The following is an 18,681-nucleotide window of genomic DNA, read 5'->3' on the forward strand; positions in this document are numbered from 1 at the left end:
GGAGGGGCCGCAAGCCGCCAGCCTTTTAAAATCGCGGATTCCCCCCGCAGATTGCCCACCTTGTCTTTCGTAGCCGAAACCCGCCGCCGCCGCACCTTTGCGATCATTTCCCACCCTGACGCCGGCAAGACCACGCTGACCGAAAAGCTGCTGCTTTTCTCCGGCGCGATCCAGATCGCCGGCTCGGTGAAGGCGCGCAAGGCCTCGCGCCATGCCACATCCGACTGGATGGAGATCGAGAAGCAGCGCGGCATTTCCGTAGCCTCGTCGGTGATGCAGATGGTCTACCGCGACCACGTCATCAACCTGCTCGACACGCCCGGCCACAAGGACTTCTCGGAAGACACCTACCGCGTGCTCACCGCCGTCGACTCGGCGCTGATGGTGATCGACGCGGCCAACGGCGTGGAAGCGCAGACGCGGCGGCTGATCGAGGTCTGCCGCCAGCGCGACACGCCCATCATCACCTTCGTCAACAAGATGGACCGCGAAGTGCGCGAGCCGCTGGACATCCTCGACGAGGTGGAGCGCGAGCTGGGCATGCCGTGCGTGCCCATGACCTGGCCCGTGGGCCAGGGCAAGAGCTTCCGGGGGATCATGAACCTGCGCACGCAGGCGATGACGGTGTTCGAGTCGGGCAGCGAGCGCCTGCCGCAGGACTTCGAGACCATCCCGCTTGCCGAGCGCGACACGCTGGTCAAGCGCTTCGGCGCCGACTTCGAGACCGCCATGGAGAGCATGGAGCTCGCCACCGGCGCATCGCCCGCCTGGGACCGCGAGGCCTTCCTGGCCGGCAAGCAGACCCCCGTGTTCTTCGGCTCCGGCGTGAACAACTTCGGCGTGATGGAGGTGCTCGACGCGCTGGTCGACCTGGCGCCCTCGCCGCGCTCGCGCATCAGCACCACGCTGGTCAACCGCCAGCCGGTGACCAAGGAGATCCAGCCCGAGGACAAGGACTTCGCGGGCGTGGTCTTCAAGGTGCAGGCCAACATGGACGCCAACCACCGCGACCGCATCGCCTTCGTGCGCATGGCCTCGGGCAAGTACACGCCGGGCATGAAGCTGAAGGTGCAGCGCACCGCCAAGGAACTGCGCCCCACCAGTGTCGTGACCTTCATGAGCCAGCGCCGCGAGGCGGTGGAAGAGGCCTACGCGGGCGACATCGTGGGCTTCACCACCCACGGCGGCGTGCAGCTGGGCGACACCATCACCGATGGCGCCAGCCTGCAGTTCACCGGCCTGCCCTTCTTCGCGCCCGAGCTCTTCATGACCGTGATCCTGAAGAACCCGCTGCGTACCAAGCAGCTGCAGCAGGGCCTGGCCCAGCTCGGCGAGGAAGGCGCGATCCAGGTGTTCCGCCCCGAGATCGGCGGCCCGATGCTGCTGGGCGCGGTCGGCCAGCTGCAGTTCGAAGTGGTGCAGCACCGCCTGAAGGCCGAGTACGACGCCGACGTGCGGCTCGAAGGCTGCCAGTACACCGGCGCGCGCTGGATCACGGCCGACACGCCGGCCGAGCTGCGCGAGTTCGTCAATGCCTATCCGCAGCGCATGGCGAAGGACGCGGCGGATACGCTGGCCTTTTTGTGCACGTCGCCCTACGACGTGCGGCTGGCGCAGGAGCGGTTTCCGAAGATCCACTTCCATCCGCTGCGCGAGCATGCGGGGCTGGCGCTGCAGAGCGCGGGCTAGAGAGCCGTCATGGAAACCTTTATCCAGGTCGCAGGGCTCGGTGATTTGATCGAACGGGTCACCGAGCAGCGAGCCACATTGACGATCACAGTCAAGGCCTCGAAGACCGAGGTGGCGTTGGCCGAAGCGACGAGCCTTCGCAATGACACGATCCGGACGCTGAAAGAGGCGGGCCTCACGTCCGACGAGATCACGGAAGGCGGGCGCGACGCCTGGCAACCTTGGTATCTCAAGCGCAGCGTGGGCCAGGAAGTGGCGCACCGCGTGCTGATCGCCTGCAAGGAGACGCGTCGGCTCTATCAGGCACTCGACGCGCTCGAACCGCTGTTCACGAACTCCCGCTACACCATGGGCGTCGACATGCAGCAGCCCCGCTTCGAAGCACAGGAAGGCGCGGAAGCCGAGGCACGGATGGCCGCCATCCGGCATGCGCGCGGCAAGGCGCTGATCCTTGCGAAGGAAGCGGGCGTCACGCTGGGTGCAGTCGCACAGGTGGAAGAACTCGGTTCGCAGGCGGACAACTCGGGTGCCTATGGCGACCACACATGGGCGTACGCCGGAGGCGCTGCGGCGTCGGCTTCCGGCAGCCCAGAAAGCGACTTAGAGGAACTGGCCGGAGCAAAGCGGACCCGCACCCTGCGCTACCGCGTGCGCTTCCTGATCGGCTGAAGCTCCTCAGCTCCCCGTCGACGCATAGCGGCGCAACCCGAAGCGCCACACCCCGAACGCCGCCGCCAGGAACACGAACCCCGCGAGCGGCGACGCCAGCCGCACCCACGCCGGCGCCCCCAGCGGATCGGTCTTCCCCAGGATCGCCAGCACGGGGTAGTACGCCACGCAGGCCAGCGGCACGATGAAGGTCAGCACGCGCCGGAACCAGCGCGCATAGAGCGCCAGCGGGTACTGCGCGGCCTGCACGCCCCCGTAGGTCAGCACGTTTGCGATCTCGAGGCTCTCGACGGTCCAGAAGGCCAGGGTGCCCTGCAGCACCAGGATGCCGAGGAACAGCGCCACGCCGCCCGCGATGGCAAGCAGCGCGATGGCGATGGCGCCCGGCGTCCACGCGATGCCCGTCTGCTGCGTCGCGAAAGCCACCATCGCCAGCCCCTGCAGCAGCCGGCCCAGTCGGCTGATGCGGAAGTCGTTGCCCATCAGCTGCAGCGCGAGCGGACGCGGGCGCAGCAGCAGGCGGTCGAAGGCGCCGGTGCGCAAAAACTCGGTGCCGAGCACGTCGAAACCGCGGCCCAGCGCATCGGCCAGCGCAAACATGCAGTTCACCAGGCCGTAGAACAGGGCCACCTCGCCGATGCGCCAGCCCTGCACGTCGCCGAAGCGGTGGAACAGCGCCCACACGGCGATCACCTCGATACCAGTGCCGAGGAACTGGCCGACGGTCAGCATCAGCGCCGAGGCGGGGTAGCGCGCCTGGCCGCCGAGGGAAGCGCCCACCAGCCGGAAGAAGAGCGGAATCGATCCCATCGCCCTCACCCGCCCTGCACCTGGAGACTGCGCATGGTGCGGCCCATCGCTAGGTGCCCCAGCGCCACGAGCACCGTGATCCAGAAGACCTGCAGCCCTAGCCCGCCGATGGCCTGCCAGCCCTGCAGCTGCCCGAAGTACAGCCGCGCCGGAATGTCCATCAGCCCGGCCAGGGGCTGCAGCAGCAGCGCGGTCTGCCAGCCGTCGGGCAGCATCGCGAGCGGCAGCAGGTTGCCCGAGAACACGATGACCACCGGCGTGGCGACTGCACTGATGCCGCGTTCGTTGAGCGCGGCGGTGGCCGCCACGTTCAGCAACATCACCATCGACGTCGACAGCAGCAGCGCCAGCACGGCCGACAGCACGAACGCGAGCCCCGCCGCCACGCCCGCCGGGAGCTGCCAGGCCCACTCGCCCAGGCCGAGCAGCGGCAGCGCGACCATCGCGAAGGCCGCCATCAGCGCCACGCGCGGCAGCACACGCGCGGCGATCCAGCCGGCGCTGCGCGCGAACCACAGCGCGTAGGCGTCGACGGGCCGCAGCCGATCGTAGGCGACTGCGCCGGTGCGAACGGCCTGCGCCACTTCCGGATCGCCCAGCCAGGGCAGCAGCACGAGCAGCCCCTGGGCGAGCCAGGTGTAGGTGATGGCCTGGGCGAGCGACATCGAGCTGCTCGCACTCGTGACTGCCGCATGGCCGTAGAAGGCCGCGAACACCATCACCTTGATGCCGCCCCACCAGCACTGCGTGGCGAAGCCGGCGAGCGCGGCGGTGCGGTACTGCAGCATCTGCAGGAAGCGCGATGCGAAGGCCGCGAGGTACGGGCGCGCAAGATCGCGCGGGCTGGCCGCCGTCATGCCTCTGCCGCCCCGTGCATGGCGTAGAAGCGCGCGATGACGGCTTCGATCGCCAGCCCTTCGAGGCGGATGTCCTCCACCGGGTGCGCGGCGGCGATGCGCGCTATGAGCGCTGGCGCCGGGGTCTGCGATGGATCGAAGTCGAGCACCAGCGTCTGGCCGTCGCGCGAATGCACCCTGGCGCCGGCCACTTCCACAGGCAGTTCGGCACCCTGCGCGAAATCGACGACGAGGCGGCGCTCGGCCATCACCTGCGCGCGCAGCGCCTCGACCGGACTGTCGGCCAGCACGCGGCCGTGGCCGATGATGATCACGCGCCGGGCCAGCGCCTCGATGTCGTGCATGTCGTGCGTGGTCAGCAGCACGGTGGTGCCGCGCTCGCGGTTGGCGCGGCGCACGAAGTCGCGCACTGCGAGTTTCGAGGGTGCGTCGAGGCCGATGGTGGGCTCGTCGAGAAAGAGGATGTCGGGCTCGTGCAGCAGCGCCGCCGCGATCTCCGCGCGCATGCGCTGGCCCAGCGAGAGCTGCCGCACCGGCTGCGCGAGCACGCGCTCCAGGTTCAGCAGCGCCACCAGTTCGTCGCGCGTGCGGCGGTAGCGCGCGGGCTCCACGCGGTAGATGTCGCGCAGCAGGTCGAAGCCGTCGCCCACGGGCAGGTCCCACCACAGCTGCGTGCGCTGGCCGAAGACCACGCCGATGCGCGCCACGTGGCGCTCGCGGTCGGCGAAGGGGTCGCGCCCGTCGATCTCCACGCGCCCGCCGTCGGGCCGCAGGATGCCCGAGAGGATCTTGATGGTGGTCGACTTGCCCGCGCCATTCGGCCCGATGAAGCCCAGCAGCTCGCCGCGCTCCAGCGCGAACGACACGCCCGACAGCGCCTCCACCGTGCGATGGCGGCGCTGCACGAGGCCGCGCAGCGCACCGATCACGCCAGGGTCGCGTTCGGAGATGCGGTAGGTCTTGCGGAGGTCGTCGACGAGGATGTGGAGCATGGAGGGCGCCGCACCGGCCTCCATGGCACGGCGGGGGCGGGATGCTACACGAAAGCGCCGGTACGATCGCCGCTCCTTTTCGCATTCTTTCCGCCATGCCTTCGCAGCCGCCTTCCCTGCCCTCCCCGCCCCATCATCTGCTGCCGCTGGCCGACTGGCCCGAGACTGCGCGCGCCGGGCTCATCGGCGTGTTCACCGACATCGACGACACGCTCACGCACGAGGGCGCGATCACGCCAGATGCATTGCAGGCGCTGGGCGATCTCAAGGCGGCAGGCCTCTCGGTGGTGGCGATCACGGGCCGGCCGGTGGGCTGGAGCCTTCCTTTCGTCAACGCCTGGCCTGTCGATGCCATGGTGGCAGAGAACGGTGCAGTGGCGCTGCTGCCGTCTGCCGATGGCAAGGTCGAGAAACGCTACCAGCAGGACGAGCCCACGCGCGCGGCCAACTTCGCGCGCATGCAGTCGGTGCTGGAGCGCATCGAGCGCGAGCTGCCGGGCGTGGGCCGCGCCACCGACTCGCCGGGGCGCGAGACCGACATCGCCATCGACCACAGCGAGTTCGTGCAATTGAGCGAAGCCACCATCGCGCAGGTGGTTGCGCTGATGCGCGGCGAGGGCATGCACGCCACCGTCAGCAGCATCCACGTCAACGGCTGGTACGGCGACAACGACAAGCTTGAGGGCGCGCGCTGGATCGTGCGCGAGCTGTGGGGCCGCCGGCTCGACGACGAGATGGACCGCTGGGCCTACGTGGGCGACTCCACCAACGACCAGCTGATGTTCCGCACCTTCGCGCACAGCATCGGCGTGGCGAACGTCGCGCGCTTCGTGCCGCAGCTCGAGCATCTGCCGCGCTACGTGACGCAGGGCGAACGCGGTACCGGCTTCGCCGAGGCGGCGCGCGCGGTTCTGTCGGCACGCTGAGGCCGGGCTCGCGGTAGGGCGTCAACTGAAGCCGGAGAAGCCGGAGATGCCGGTGGCGCCCTCGTCGTGGGTGATTAGCGCTTCGAGTCGGAAGCCGGCCCACAGGTAGCTGCCGATATCCGTCACGCCGCGGGAGCCGAGACGGCTGGAACCAGGGCGTGGAAGGCCTGACCCGAGCAACTCCCTTCGCTCACCCGCGCAAGGGCAGCTCGCGCCGCATCCGGCGCAGCAAGGCCCATTGGCTCCAGGTGCCGAAGGCCGCGATCAGCAGCAGCACCGCTGCATAGCCTTCGGTGGTGTTCAGCAAGCCCAGCGGCGCGACCAGGAAGCCCGCAAGCATCGCAGGCAGGCTGAACGCGAGGTAGCTCACCACGAAGATCGCCGCGAACAGCTCGCCGCGCTCGTGCGATTGCGCCATGGGCGCCAGCGTCTGCACCAGCGCCGAGAAGGCGCCGCCGAAGCCGATGCCCGCCACCGCCGTGCCGACGAAGAAGAGCGCGAGCGAGCGCGTCGCGAGCGAAGCCAGCAGCAGCAGCAGCCCGAGCGCGATGCTGGCCATGCCGGCGATGGCCGGGCGCGGTGCCGCGAGGCGGCCCAGCAGCGTCGGCGCGATCGCTCCCGTGCCCGAGAGCACTGCCACGGTCAGGCCGTTGACCACGCCGTTGTCGATGCCGAACACGTGCAGCATCAGCGAAGGCGCCAGCGACAGGTAAAGCCCGCCGAGCGCCCAAACCACGACGAACACCGGCAGCCCGCGCGCGAACTCGGCGCGCGCCTTGGCGGGAATGGACACGCGCGGCACCAGCGAGGCCAGCGCGCCAGCGCGCGGCGTGACCGTCTCTGGCATCCACAGCACCACTGCCGCCCCGAGTGCGAACACGGCGGCCAGCACGCCGAACACCAGCATCACCGGCTGCACCGAGAACTTCACCGCCACGCCCGTGAGCAACGCACCGGCGGCAAGGCCGGCAAGCGGCGACACGCTCGTGATCATCGCCCCCAGCCGCTTGCGCGAAGCCGGTGCGGCCTCGACCACCGCCGCGCTCAGCGCGCCACTCGCCACGCCCGTGGCGATGCCCTGCACCACGCGCGCGACGATCAGCCCGCCAATGCCGTTCGCGAGCAGGAAGAGCCCCATCGCCACCGCCTGCAGCACCAGCGCAGCCAGCACGACGGGACGCCGCCCGATGTGGTCCGACAGCGACCCCGCCACCAGCAGCGAGACCAGCAGCGCGATCGCGTAGACCGCGAAAGCCACCGTGAGCAGCGAGGACGAGAAGTGCCAGGCATGCTGGAACACCACGAAGAGAGGCGAAGGCGCCGCCGCCGCGAAGAAGAAGGCGAACAGCACCGTCGCCAGCAGCGCGAAGGCGGCGCGCTGCGGCAGGCGCCAAGGCCTGGAGCGGGCAGCGATCTCGGCGGTGGCGGAGGCGAGTTCGGGGCAGGAGGACGGCATGGCGAATCCTTAACGCAACTTTTTTTGCTTTTGCGATTCTAGAACTGTGAGTCCACTAAAGCAAATATCTTTGCGTTAAAGTCCATCGCCATGACCGACACCGCCCTCCCCAACAAGCGCCCCGGCGGCCGCAGCGCCCAGGTGCAGGCGCTCGTGCGCACCGCCCTCGAGGAACTCGTGGCCGAACAGGGACGGGAGCGCGTCACGGTGCCGGCCGTGGCCGAGCGGGCGGGCGTCAGCGCATCGAGCATCTACCGCCGCTGGGGCGACCTGCAGGGCCTGCTGGCCGAAACCGCCACCCACCGGCTCGACCCCAACCGCCCGCTGCCGGACACCGGCACCCTGCGCGCCGACCTCGAAGCCTGGGCGCGCGAACTCATCGAGCACCTGTCCAGGCCGTGCAACACCTCGCTGCTGAAAGCCGCGGCCGCGCTGGCCAACGGCAACTCCGACACCGACTGCCTGCGCAACCGCCGCAGGGAAGCGCTCACCCTGGTCGAGCAGGCCCACGCCCGCGGCGAGCGCGCCCCCGAACCGCAGCAGGTGATCGACCACCTGATCGCGCCGATCGTGTTCCGGCTGGTGTTCGGCGGGGACGGGGTGCAGCCGGAGCTGGCGGGCCGGCTGGTGGACGAGCTGTTTGCAATCCATCCGCATCGATGATCTGTGCAGTTTTCTGGTTTTTGCGGACTTGAGTCTGCCTTCATGTATAGAAATTTGGGATTTCTATACATGTCGGGCCTAACATGTATGGAAACCCTTGATTTCCATGCATATCCTTCCGTCGCTCGACCAACTGAACCCCACGCGGTTCGACACCTCCGCAATACTGAAGAAGCTCGCCAGCGCCAGCCGCAGGTTGGCTGAACTCAAGGGAATTGCTGCCGCAATACCCAATCAGGGAATATTGATCAACACGCTGGCCCTGCAGGAAGCCAAGGACAGCTCGGAAATCGAGAACATCGTCACGACACACGACGAGTTGTTCAAGGACGATGTCTTGCCGGAGGCCTTCGCGAATCCCTCAGCCAAGGAAGTGCTGCGCTACCGGCAGGCCTTGCGTGTGGGCTTCGAGCAAGTCCGCGAGAGCGGATTGATCACGTCGAACCACATCATCCGGATCCAGTCCGAGCTCGAACGCAACAACGCGGGCTTTCGCAAGCTGCCAGGGACCGCCCTGAAGGACGCGGCTGGCCGCATCGTCTACACGCCGCCGCAGGATCCGGGCGAGATCGAGGCGCTGATGCGCGCATTGGAGCGCTTCGTCAACGAGACAGATTCGTTCGCCGCCGATCCCTTGATCAAGATGGCGCTGATCCATCATCAATTCGAGAGCATTCACCCGTTCTACGACGGCAACGGCCGTACCGGTCGAATTCTCAATGTGCTCTACCTGGTGAAGGAACGGCTGCTCGATATTCCGGTGCTCTACCTGAGCAGTCACATAGTGCGGACGAAAGCCGACTATTACCGACTACTGCAGGCGGTGCGGGACCAGGACGCATGGGAAGAGTGGGTGCTGTACCTGCTCGAGGCGGTGGAGCAGACCGCCAGCCAGACCATCGAGACGATCAATGCGATCAAGTCGGCGTTGTTCGACTACAAGCACCGCATTCGCGAGAAGTACAAGTTCTACAGCCAGGACCTGATCAACAACCTCTTCATGCACCCTTACACGAAAATCGAATTCGTGCAGCAGGACCTGCAGGTCTCGCGCCTCACCGCAACCAAGTATCTGGAGGCACTGGTCGAAGGCGGCTTCGTCCAGAAACACAGGATGGGACGGAGCAACTACTACATCAACATCGCGCTCGCATCCATCCTGAGGGGGTGACACCTAAGGTCGGCTCACTTTTCCTTCGCCAACCCCAGCTTCTCGATGATCGCCTTCTCCTTCACCACCGTGTCCTGCGCGAACTTGGTGTAGGTGGCCGAGCTCATGTAGTTCGGCAGCATGTCGTAGCGGCCCAGCGCGGCTACGTAGCTGGGTTCTTCCATCGCCTGCTTGAAGGCGTCGTGCAGCTTCTTCACCACCTCGGGCGGCGTGCCCTTGGGTGCGCCGATGCCGAAGGGCGAGTTCTGCACCACGTCGTAGCCCAGTTCCTTCAGCGTGGGGGCGTCGGGGAACTTGGCCAGGCGCTTCTCGCCCCAGGTGTTGAGCACGCGCAGCTTGCCGGCCTCGACCTGCGGTGCGAAGCCGGTGCTGTCGGCCGCGGCCATCAGCTGGCCGCTGACCACCGCGAGCATCAGGTCGGCGCTGCCCTTGTAGGGCACGTGCTGCAGCTGGATGCCGGCCTTCTGCGCGACGATCTCCGTGGTCAGGTGAGGGCTGGTCAGCGTGCCCGTGGAGCCGTAGGTCAGCTTGCCGGGGTTGGCCTTGGCGTAGGCGACGAAGTCGGCCCAGGTCTTGAACGGGCTGTCGGCCGGCACGACGATGCCGAAGGCGTAGCCGGTGACGTTGATGACGTAGGTGATGTCCTTGAGCGGATCCCAGTTGATCTTGGTCGTGTAGCCCAGGCGGAACACGCCCAGCGGGATCTGCGCGACGGTGTAGCCGTCGGGCTGCGCGGTCTGCAGCGCCTGCGCGGGCAGCGTGCCGCCGGCGCCGGGCTTGTTGTCGATGATGACCGGCTGGCCGAGGATCTTGCTCGCGTTCTCCGCGAGCTGGCGCATGGTGATGTCGGTCGGGCCGCCCGCCGGGAAGGCGATCACCAGCTTGACGGGCTTGGCGGGAAAGGCCTGCGCGAGCGCTGCCATCGGAAGGGCGAGGCCGCCGGCTGCGGCGATGGCGGCGGCGGTACGGAGAAAGGTGGAGCGGCGGAGCATGGCTGACTGGATCCTGACGAGAGAAAAGCGCCGATTGGGCCCCGCCGCATCGGCGAAGGCAATCGGGGCTGCCCTGATTTCCGTGGGAAAACAGGGCGAATTCCGGCGTCCGAGTCGCCTGTGCGTCAGCCGCCGGCCTGCGCGAACCCTTCGATCACGTTCACCGCATTGACGCCCACCTCCGCCACTGCATAGCCGCCCTCGAAGACGAACACCGTCGGCAATCCGGCCCGCGCAAGGTCTTCGCCCATGCGCAGGTAGTCGTCGCTCCTGAGCCTGAAGCCGGAGATCGGGTCGCCCTCGAAGGTGTCGACGCCCAGCGAGACCACCAGCGCACCGGCCTTCACTTCGGCGATGCGGGCCAGCGCGGCCTTCAGTGCGGCTCGCCATGCGGTGAAGTCGGTGCCGCGGGGCAGCGGCAGGTTGTGGTTGAAGCCCTCGCCGCGTCCGGCGCCGCGCTCGTCGGCATGGCCGAGGTAGTAGGGGTAGTCGGTCAGCGGATCGCCGTGCAGGCTTGCGAAGTGCACGTCGTCGCGCTCGTAGAAGATGGCCTGGGTGCCGTTGCCGTGGTGGTAGTCGACGTCGAGCACCGCGACGCGTTCGACACCCGCGTCGCGCAGCGCCTGCGCCGCCACGGCAGCGTTGTTGAGGAAGCAGTAGCCGCCGAAGAAATCGGCGCCCGCGTGGTGGCCCGGCGGGCGCGTCAGCGCGAAGGAAGCGCGCTCGCCGCCGACGACGCGCTGGGCCGCGGTCCAGGCGCAGGCCGCGCCGTGTCGCGCCGCCGCCCAGCTGCCGGCCATCAGCGGCGTGCCCGCATCGAAGGAGAAGAGCCCCAGGCGCGCGGGAAAGCTCTTCGGCAGCACGTCGCTGCGCATGCCGCGCGTGGGCCAGTACGAGGGCAGCGCATCGCGCGTCGCGTTGGACGGGTCCAGCGCCACCCACTCGTCCCATGCGTGCGCGATGAAATCCAGGTAGCGCGGCGCATGCACCTTCGCGAGCAGCGCTTCGTCGAAGGCATCGGGCGCCTGCAGCGCGCCGATGCGCCTGCGCTCCAGCTCATGCCTCACATGGTCGACGCGGGCAGGCACCTCGAAGCACGGCACGAGCTCGCCGCGGAACATCTCGACTTTGCCCTGGTGGAGAGCGTGCTGGTCGTTGTAGATGGTGAGCATGAAGACGGAAGGCGGCAGTGGCGAAGCCGCCCATCATGCCGCACGCCGCAGCACCGCCCGGCGCCTACCGGAGGCCGTGAGCCCGAACAGGTCCTTCGGGTCGTCGAGCTCGGGCACCAGCGCGATCTGCCGGCCGATGCCGCGCTCCGTGGCGATGCGCTGGATGTAGCGCAGCGCCGTGTAGTCCTCCAGCGCGAAGCCCACCGAGTCGAACAGCGTGACCTGCGCTGAGCTCTCGCGCCCGGGCACTTCGCCCAGCAGCACGCGCCAGAGTTCGCTCACCGGGAAGTCGGCGGCCACCTGCTGGATCTCGCCCTCGACGCGGGTCTGCGGCTCGTACTCGACGAACACGCGGGCCTTGCCGAGCACGCCGGGATGCAGCTCGGTCTTGCCGGGCGAATCGCCGCCCACCGCGTTGATGTGCATGCCCGGCTCGATCATGTCGGGCGTGAGCACCGTCGCACGCCCCTGGTAGGCGGTGACGGTGGTGACGATGTCCGCGCCGCGCACCGCCTCGGCCACAGAGCGGGCGCGCACGATCTCCAGCGGCGTGCAGGCCGACAGGTGGCGCACCAGCTTGTCAGTGGCGTGCGGATCGATGTCGTACACGCGCACTTCCTCGATGCCCAGCAGCGCATGGAAGGCCAGCGCCTGGAATTCGCTCTGCGAGCCGTTGCCGATCAGCGCGAGGCTGCGCGAATCGGGCCGCGCCAGCGCCTTCGCGGCCATCGCCGAGGTGGCGGCCGTGCGCAGCGCGGTGGTGAGCGTGAGTTCGGAAAGCAGCACGGGGTAGCCCGTGTCGACCTCGGCCAGCACACCGAAGGCCATGACGGTCGGCAGCCCGACCGCGGTGTTGTGCGGATGTCCGTTGACGTACTTGAAGGCGTAGGCGCCGTCGTCGGCCACCGGCATCAGCTCGATCACGCCGAGGTGCGAATGGCTGGCCACGCGCGCCTTCTTGTCGAACTCCCGCCACCGCATGAAGTCGTCGCGCAGCGCGTCGGCCAGCGCGGTCAGGAACTGCGGGACACCGGTCTCGTCGACCAGGCGGACCAGGCTGTGAACATCGATGAAGCGGGTCATGACATGGCTCCTTGCGTAGCCCCGCCGCGGCGCTTCATCCCTCGCATGTTCACTCCACCATGGCTGATTCAGGATGCGCCTGCGCCAAGGGTTGGAAGCCATTGTGCGCCGCTTTGCATGACCTTGGCGATACCCTCGAAAGGCCTATGCGCCGAGGTGAAGAGGCTCGCCGGCGACCTGCACCGGCGAGGCCCTTTTCGCACTCAGCGCGCCAGCACCGGCTTCAGCGCCACGCCGGTGTGCGTGCCCAGCCGCACCACCTCTTCCGGCGGCGCCGCCGCGACGATGCGCCCGCCGGCGCTGCCGCCCTCGGGGCCGAGGTCGAGGATCCAGTCGGCCTCGGCGATCAGGTCGAGGTCGTGCTCGATCACCACCACGCTGTGGCCGCCGTTCACCAGCCGGTGCAGCACGTGGATCAGCTTCTCGACGTCGGCCATGTGCAGCCCCACGGTCGGCTCGTCGAGCACGTACAGCGTGTGCGGTGCCTTCTGGCCGCGGCGGGTGATGTCGTCGCGCACCTTGCTCAGCTCGGTGACCAGCTTGATGCGCTGCGCCTCGCCGCCCGAGAGCGTGGGCGAGGGCTGCCCCAGCGTGAGATAGCCCAGGCCCACGTCCTTCAGCAGCTGCAGCGGGTGGCTGATGTTGGGCATGCTCGCGAAGAACTCGACGGCCTCGTCGACTTCCATCTTCAGCACGTCGCCGATGCTCTTGCCGCGCCAGCTCACGGCCAGCGTCTCCGGGTTGAAGCGTGCGCCGTGGCACACCTCGCAGGGCACCTTCACGTCGGGCAGGAAGCTCATCTCGATGGTGCGCACGCCCGCGCCCTCGCAGCCCGGGCAGCGGCCTTCGCCGGTGTTGAAGCTGAAGCGCGCCGGGCCGTAGCCGCGCGCCTTGGCCTCCAGCGTGTCGGCGAAGAGCTTGCGGATGGTGTCCCAGAAGCCAATGTAGGTGGCCGGGCAGCTGCGCGGCGTCTTGCCGATGGGCGTCTGGTCGACCTCGAGCACGCGGTCGACGGTCTCGTAGCCCTCGACCTTGCGGCAGCCCGCCCACGCGGGGCGCTTGCCGGCGGCGTCGGCATCGCGGCCCGCCTTGGTCGAGCGCTGCGTCACGATGGCCTGCACGTTGGCCAGCAGCACGTCGCGCGCGAGCGTCGACTTGCCCGAGCCGCTGACGCCGGTGACCACCACCAGGCGGCGCAGCGGCAGCGTGGCCGTCACGTCCTGCAGGTTGTGCAGGTCGGCGCCGTGCACCGTGAGCCACTCGCCGCTTTCCTCGGCCTTCGGGTCGGGCGACGGGATCAGCCGGCGCGCCTGCAGCGGGTGCCGGATGGCGTCGCGCAGGTAGCGGCCGGTCTGCGAGTCGTCGGCCTTCTGGATGTCGGCGACCGTGCCCTCGGCCACCAGGCGGCCGCCGCGCTTGCCGGCGCTCGGGCCGATGTCGATGATGTGGTCGGCGCGGCGGATGGTGTCTTCGTCGTGCTCCACCACCACCAGCGTGTTGCCCTTGTCGCCGAGCTTGTGCAGCGCGTCGAGCAGGATCTGGTTGTCGCGCGCGTGCAGGCCGATGGTCGGCTCGTCGAGCACGTAGCACACGCCCTGGAGGTTGCTGCCGAGCTGCGCCGCCAGGCGGATGCGCTGCGCCTCGCCGCCCGAGAGCGTGGGCGCGCCGCGGTCCAGCGTGAGGTAGCCCAGGCCCACTTCTTCCAGGAACTCGAGACGGCTCCTGATTTCCGGCACCAGGTCGCGCGCGATCTCGGCTTCGCGGCCGGTGAGCGCGAGGCCCTCGAACCACTGGCGCACCTCGGTCACGCTCATGCGCGCGAGCTCGGTGATGCCGATGCCGCCCGTGCCGTCGGCCGCGGTGCCGAAGCTCACGGCGCGCGCGGTGGCATTCAGGCGCGTGCCCTCGCAGGTCGGGCAGGCCACGTCGGCCAGGTCTTCCACCTCGGGCTCGGCGAAGGTCTGCTCGCGGCCCTTGTCGTCGCCGGCCAGCACGGAGTCGTCGAACACCTTGCGCTGGTCCTTGCTGAGCTTGACGCCGGTGCCCACGCAGTCGGGGCACCAGCCGTGCTTGCTGTTGTAGCTGAAGAGGCGCGGATCGAGCTCGGCGTAGCTGGTGCTGCACACCGGGCAGGCGCGCAGCGTGGAGAACACGTTCACGCGGCCGATGCCCGCGGTGGACACGCCGGCCATCATCGCGGCGCGCAGTCCGTCGAGATCGCTGAGCACGTGCACCACGCCCTTGCCGTGCTCCAGCGCCTTGGCCAGCGCCGCGCGCAGCTCGTTCTCGTTCGAGGGCAGCACGTCGAGGCTGGCCACCGGCAGCTCGATGCTGTGCTCCTTGAAGCGGTCGATGCGCGGGAAGCCGGTGGTCGGCAGGAACTCGCCGTCCACGCGCAGGTGCGTGAAGCCGCGCGGCCGCGCCCAGTCGGCCAGCTCGGTGTAGACGCCCTTGCGGTTGGTCACCAGCGGCGCGAGCAGTCCGATGTGCTGGCCCTTGAAGTTGCGCATCAGCTGTGCGGCGATGCTGTCGGGCGTCTGCGGCTGCACGGCCGCGCCGTCGTGGATGCAGTGCTGGATGCCCAGCTTCACGTACAGCAGGCGCAGGAAGTGCCACACCTCGGTGGTGGTGCCCACCGTGCTCTTGCGGCCGCCGCGCGACAGGCGCTGCTCGATGGCCACCGTCGGCGGAATGCCGTACACCGCGTCCACCTCGGGCCGGCCCGCCGGCTGCACGATGCTGCGCGCATAGGCGTTGAGCGATTCGAGGTAGCGGCGCTGCCCCTCGTTGAAGAGGATGTCGAAGGCCAGCGTCGACTTGCCCGATCCGCTCACGCCCGTCACCACGCTGAACTTGCCGCGCGGGATGTCCACGCTCAGGTTCTTCAGGTTGTGCTCGCGCGCGTTGACGATCTGCACCGCATCGGCGCCCGGCGCCGTCTTGGCGTTGGCGACGTAGCGGCGCGCTGCGCGCTCGGCCACCTTGTAGGCCTCGGGGCCGATGGCGAGTTCGTAGTCGGCCAGCGCGGCGCCGGTGAGCGAGGCGCGGTTCTCGCGCAGCTGCTCGGGCGTGCCCTCGGCCACCACCTGGCCGCCGCCCTCGCCGCCCTCGGGGCCGAGGTCGATCAGCCAGTCGCTCGCGCGGATCACGTCGAGGTTGTGCTCGATCACGATCAGCGAGTGCCCGGCATCGAGCAGCTTGCGCAGCGCGCGCATGAGCCGCGCGATGTCGTCGAAGTGCAGGCCGGTGGTGGGCTCGTCGAACAGGAAGAGCGTGCCCTTGCGCGCCACCGACTGCTTGCTGGCGGTGGCGTTCTTCGCGGCCTCGGCCAGGAAGCCGGCGAGCTTCAGGCGCTGCGCCTCGCCGCCGGAGAGCGTGGGCACGGGCTGGCCGAGCTTGACGTAGTCCAGGCCCACGTCGGAGATCGGCTGCAGCACGCGCAGCACGTCGCGGTCGGCCTCGAACACGGCCGCGGCCTCGGCCACGGTGAGTTCGAGCACGTCGGCGACGTTGTAGCTCTTGCCCTTGCGCTCCACGCGTACTTCGAGGATCTCGGGGCGGTAGCGCTTGCCGTCGCAGTCGGGGCAGCGCAGGTACACGTCGGACAGGAACTGCATCTCGACGTGCTCGAAGCCCGAACCGCCGCAGGTCGGGCAGCGGCCGTCGCCGGAGTTGAAGCTGAACTTGCTCGCGGTGTAGCCGCGCTGGCGCGACAGCGTCGCCGTGGCGAAGATCTCGCGGATGGCGTCCCAGGCGCCCACGTAGCTCGCGGGATTGGAGCGCGCGGTCTTGCCGATGGGCGACTGGTCGACGAACACCACGTCGCCCAGGTGGTCTGCGCCGAGCAGGCGGTCGTGCGCGCCCGGGCTTTCGGTGGCCTTGCCGAAGTGGCGCATGAGCGCCGGAGCCAGCACGTCCTGGATCAGCGTGGACTTGCCCGAGCCGCTCACGCCGGTGACGCACACCAGGCGCGCCAGCGGGAACTCGACCGTCACGTTCTTCAGGTTGTGCTCGCGCACGCCCTCGAGGATGAGCCGGTGCGTGTTCTCGCTCACCAGCCGCTTGAAGCCCATGCCGATCTTCTTGCGCCCGCCCAGGTACTGGCCGGTGAGCGTGTCGGCATCGCGCAGCTGGTCGGTGGTGCCGTCGAACACCACCTGTCCGCCGCGTGCGCCGGGGCCCGGGCCCATGTCGATCACGCGGTCGGCGGCCAGCATCACGGCCGGGTCGTGCTCGACCACCACCAGCGTGTTGCCCGCGTCGCGCAGGCGCAGCATGGCCTCGGTAATGCGGTTCATGTCGCGCGGATGCAGGCCGATGCTGGGCTCGTCGAGCACGAACAGCGTGTTGACCAGCGAGGTGCCGAGCGCGGTGGTGAGGTTGATGCGCTGCACCTCGCCGCCGCTGAGCGTGCGGCTCTGGCGGTCCAGCGTGAGGTAGCCGATGCCGACGTCGTGGAGGTAGCGCAGGCGGGTGGTGATTTCCTCGAACAGCAGTTTCAGCGCCTGCGCCTCGCCCTGTCTTGCTCCTTCCCCCGCTGGGGGAAGGTTGGGATGGGGGCTCTCGGCCTCCACCACGGCCACGGCTTTTGCGGAGGCCGCCTGCCCTCCCCCGGAGGGGGACGGAGCCATTCCCTGGCCCATGCGGTCGAAAAACTGCCGCAGCCTCTCGATGGGCAGCAGCATCAGGTCATGCAGGCACAGCCCCGGCAGCGCCTCCAGCTGCGCGCGGGTCCACTTCGCGCCGGTCGGCATGAAGCGTTTCTCGGGCGGCAGCACCGCATCGGCGTCTTCCTTGCTGCCGATGCGCCACAGCAGGCTCTCGAGCTTCAGGCGCGCGCCGCTGCAGGTGGGACACGGCGTGTAGCTGCGGTACTTGGACAAGAGCACGCGGATGTGCATCTTGTAGGCCTTGCTCTCCAGGTAGGCGAAGAAGCGGCGCACGCCGTACCACTGCTTGTTCCAGTTGCCTTCCTTGTAGTTGGGCGTGCCCTCGATCACCCAGTGCTTCTGCTCGTCGGTGAGCTTGTTCCATGGCGTATCGCGCGGAATGCCGGCCGTTTCGGCATGGCGCATGAGGTCGTCCTGCGCTTCCTTCCAGGCGGGCGTCTGGATGGTCTTGATGGCGCCGGCGCGCAGCGTGAGCTTGTCGTTCGGAATGACCAGGCCCAGGTCGACGCCGATCACGCGGCCGAAGCCGCGGCAGGTGTCGCAGGCGCCCACGGCCGAGTTGAACGAGAACATCGACGGGATCGGGTCTGCGTAGCGGATGTCGCTCTCGGGGCAGTGCAGGCCGGTGGAGAACTTCCAGACATCGGTCGGCGCGTTTTCCTCGGCCCCCGTGGCATGCACCGTGACGCGCCCGCTGCCGCGCCTGAGCGCGACCTCGATGGCCTCCACCACGCGCGAGCGCTCGGCGCTCGATGCGCGGAAGCGGTCTGCCACCACGTCGAGCACCTTGCGCGGGCCCGTGGGCGTGGCCACTTCGCGCTCGGCCTGCACGCGCGTGAAGCCGCTGGCCGACAGCCACTGCTGCACCTCGTCGGCCGTGGTGCTCGCGGGCAGCTCGACCGGGAAGGTGACGACCAGCCGCGGATCGCCTGCCGCAGCCGCTCGCTCGACGATCTGCGCGTAGATGCTGTCGGGCGAATCGTGGCGCACCGGCAGCGCGGTCTCGCGGTCGAACAGGTTGGCTGCGCGCGCAAAGAGCAGCTTCAGGTGGTCGTTCAGCTCGGTCATCGTGCCGACCGTGGAGCGCGAGGAGCGCACCGGGTTGGTCTGGTCGATGGCGATGGCGGGCGGCACGCCTTCGACCTTGTCGACGGCCGGCTTGTCCATGCGGTCCAGGAACTGGCGCGCGTAGGCGGAGAAGGTCTCCACGTAGCGCCGCTGGCCTTCGGCATAGAGGGTGTCGAAAACGAGGCTCGACTTGCCCGAGCCGCTGGGCCCGGTGACCACCGTCATTTCGCCGGTGCGAATGTCGAGATCGAGGTTCTGGAGGTTGTGCTGGCGCGCGCCGCGAATCCGGATGGAGCCCTGTGTCATGAGTGCCTTGGGGGGTGGGGCAAACATTCTAGGGAGTGGTCCGTGACGGGTTTGCGCACTAGGTCACAAGGGCGATGGCCACGCAGGGGTTTGTCCTGATGGCATTCAGGACACTTTCAGAAACAAATACCACATTTGTTTGCATCGTTGCCCGACA

The 18,681-nt window shown here is 68.7% G+C and carries 13 protein-coding genes; 5 read left to right on the forward strand and 8 right to left on the reverse strand.

Translation table 11 applies throughout. From position 1 onward, the window contains the following. Positions 1–60 precede the first annotated feature (60 nt). Complete coding sequence (locus G369_RS0122875) at positions 61–1,689, forward strand: peptide chain release factor 3 (RefSeq protein WP_019656373.1); 1,629 nt, start codon at positions 61–63, stop codon at positions 1,687–1,689. 9 nt (positions 1,690–1,698) lie between these two features. Beyond that, the gene (locus tag G369_RS0122880) at positions 1,699–2,358 is read left to right on the forward strand and encodes an SIMPL domain-containing protein (RefSeq protein WP_080647885.1); all 660 of its coding nucleotides are present in this window, start codon (positions 1,699–1,701) and stop codon (positions 2,356–2,358) included. A 6-nt stretch (positions 2,359–2,364) separates the two neighbouring features. Here G369_RS0122880 and G369_RS0122885 read toward each other — a convergent pair whose 3' ends face one another. Genes G369_RS0122885 through G369_RS0122895 form a run of 3 tightly spaced genes read right to left on the reverse strand, consistent with a single transcriptional unit; the run spans position 2,365 to position 5,017 of the window. Continuing rightward, positions 2,365–3,168, reverse strand: coding sequence for an ABC transporter permease (locus tag G369_RS0122885; protein ID WP_019656375.1), 804 nt, complete (start codon positions 3,166–3,168; stop codon positions 2,365–2,367). A 5-nt stretch (positions 3,169–3,173) separates the two neighbouring features. Then, positions 3,174–4,025, reverse strand: a complete 852-nt coding sequence (locus G369_RS0122890; RefSeq protein WP_019656376.1) for an ABC transporter permease — start codon at positions 4,023–4,025, stop codon at positions 3,174–3,176. Continuing rightward, complete coding sequence (locus G369_RS0122895; RefSeq protein ID WP_026346558.1) at positions 4,022–5,017, reverse strand: ABC transporter ATP-binding protein; 996 nt, start codon at positions 5,015–5,017, stop codon at positions 4,022–4,024. The genes G369_RS0122890 and G369_RS0122895 overlap by 4 nt, the downstream gene beginning before the upstream one ends. 95 nt (positions 5,018–5,112) lie before the next feature. Between G369_RS0122895 and G369_RS0122900 the strand changes: the two genes are divergently transcribed. Beyond that, on the forward strand, positions 5,113–5,943 hold the full coding sequence (locus G369_RS0122900) for an HAD-IIB family hydrolase (protein ID WP_019656378.1): 831 nt from the start codon (positions 5,113–5,115) through the stop codon (positions 5,941–5,943). A gap of 190 nt (positions 5,944–6,133) precedes the next feature. Here the strand turns inward: G369_RS0122900 and G369_RS0122905 are convergent, their stop codons facing one another. Next, positions 6,134–7,399 carry an MFS transporter gene (locus tag G369_RS0122905; RefSeq protein ID WP_019656380.1) on the reverse strand — a complete coding sequence of 422 codons (1,266 nt, stop codon included), beginning with the start codon at positions 7,397–7,399 and terminating at the stop codon, positions 6,134–6,136. A 90-nt stretch (positions 7,400–7,489) separates the two neighbouring features. On the opposite strand from G369_RS0122905, the gene G369_RS0122910 reads away from it, so the two are divergent. Together G369_RS0122910 and G369_RS0122915 are read left to right on the forward strand one after the other, a co-directional pair. Next, entirely contained in the window at positions 7,490–8,062 is a 573-nt protein-coding gene (locus tag G369_RS0122910; RefSeq protein ID WP_019656381.1) for a TetR/AcrR family transcriptional regulator, read from the forward strand. 106 nt (positions 8,063–8,168) lie between these two features. Then, complete coding sequence (locus G369_RS0122915; RefSeq protein ID WP_026346559.1) at positions 8,169–9,233, forward strand: Fic family protein; 1,065 nt, start codon at positions 8,169–8,171, stop codon at positions 9,231–9,233. A 14-nt stretch (positions 9,234–9,247) separates the two neighbouring features. Here G369_RS0122915 and G369_RS0122920 read toward each other — a convergent pair whose 3' ends face one another. From G369_RS0122920 to uvrA, 4 genes are all read right to left on the reverse strand, one after another. After that, entirely contained in the window at positions 9,248–10,225 is a 978-nt protein-coding gene (locus G369_RS0122920; RefSeq protein WP_019656383.1) for a tripartite tricarboxylate transporter substrate binding protein, read from the reverse strand. A 125-nt stretch (positions 10,226–10,350) separates the two neighbouring features. Beyond that, on the reverse strand, positions 10,351–11,397 hold the full coding sequence (locus tag G369_RS0122925) for a histone deacetylase family protein (protein WP_019656384.1): 1,047 nt from the start codon (positions 11,395–11,397) through the stop codon (positions 10,351–10,353). 33 nt (positions 11,398–11,430) lie between these two features. Beyond that, positions 11,431–12,480, reverse strand: a complete 1,050-nt coding sequence (gene ocd, locus G369_RS0122930; RefSeq protein WP_019656385.1) for an ornithine cyclodeaminase — start codon at positions 12,478–12,480, stop codon at positions 11,431–11,433. Positions 12,481–12,683: 203 nt separating this feature from the next. Then, complete coding sequence (uvrA, locus tag G369_RS0122935) at positions 12,684–18,524, reverse strand: excinuclease ABC subunit UvrA (RefSeq protein WP_019656386.1); 5,841 nt, start codon at positions 18,522–18,524, stop codon at positions 12,684–12,686. Positions 18,525–18,681: the final 157 nt, after the last annotated feature.

It is taken from the genome of Variovorax atrisoli 110B (assembly GCF_000382045.1).
Taxonomy (GTDB): domain Bacteria; phylum Pseudomonadota; class Gammaproteobacteria; order Burkholderiales; family Burkholderiaceae_C; genus Variovorax; species Variovorax atrisoli.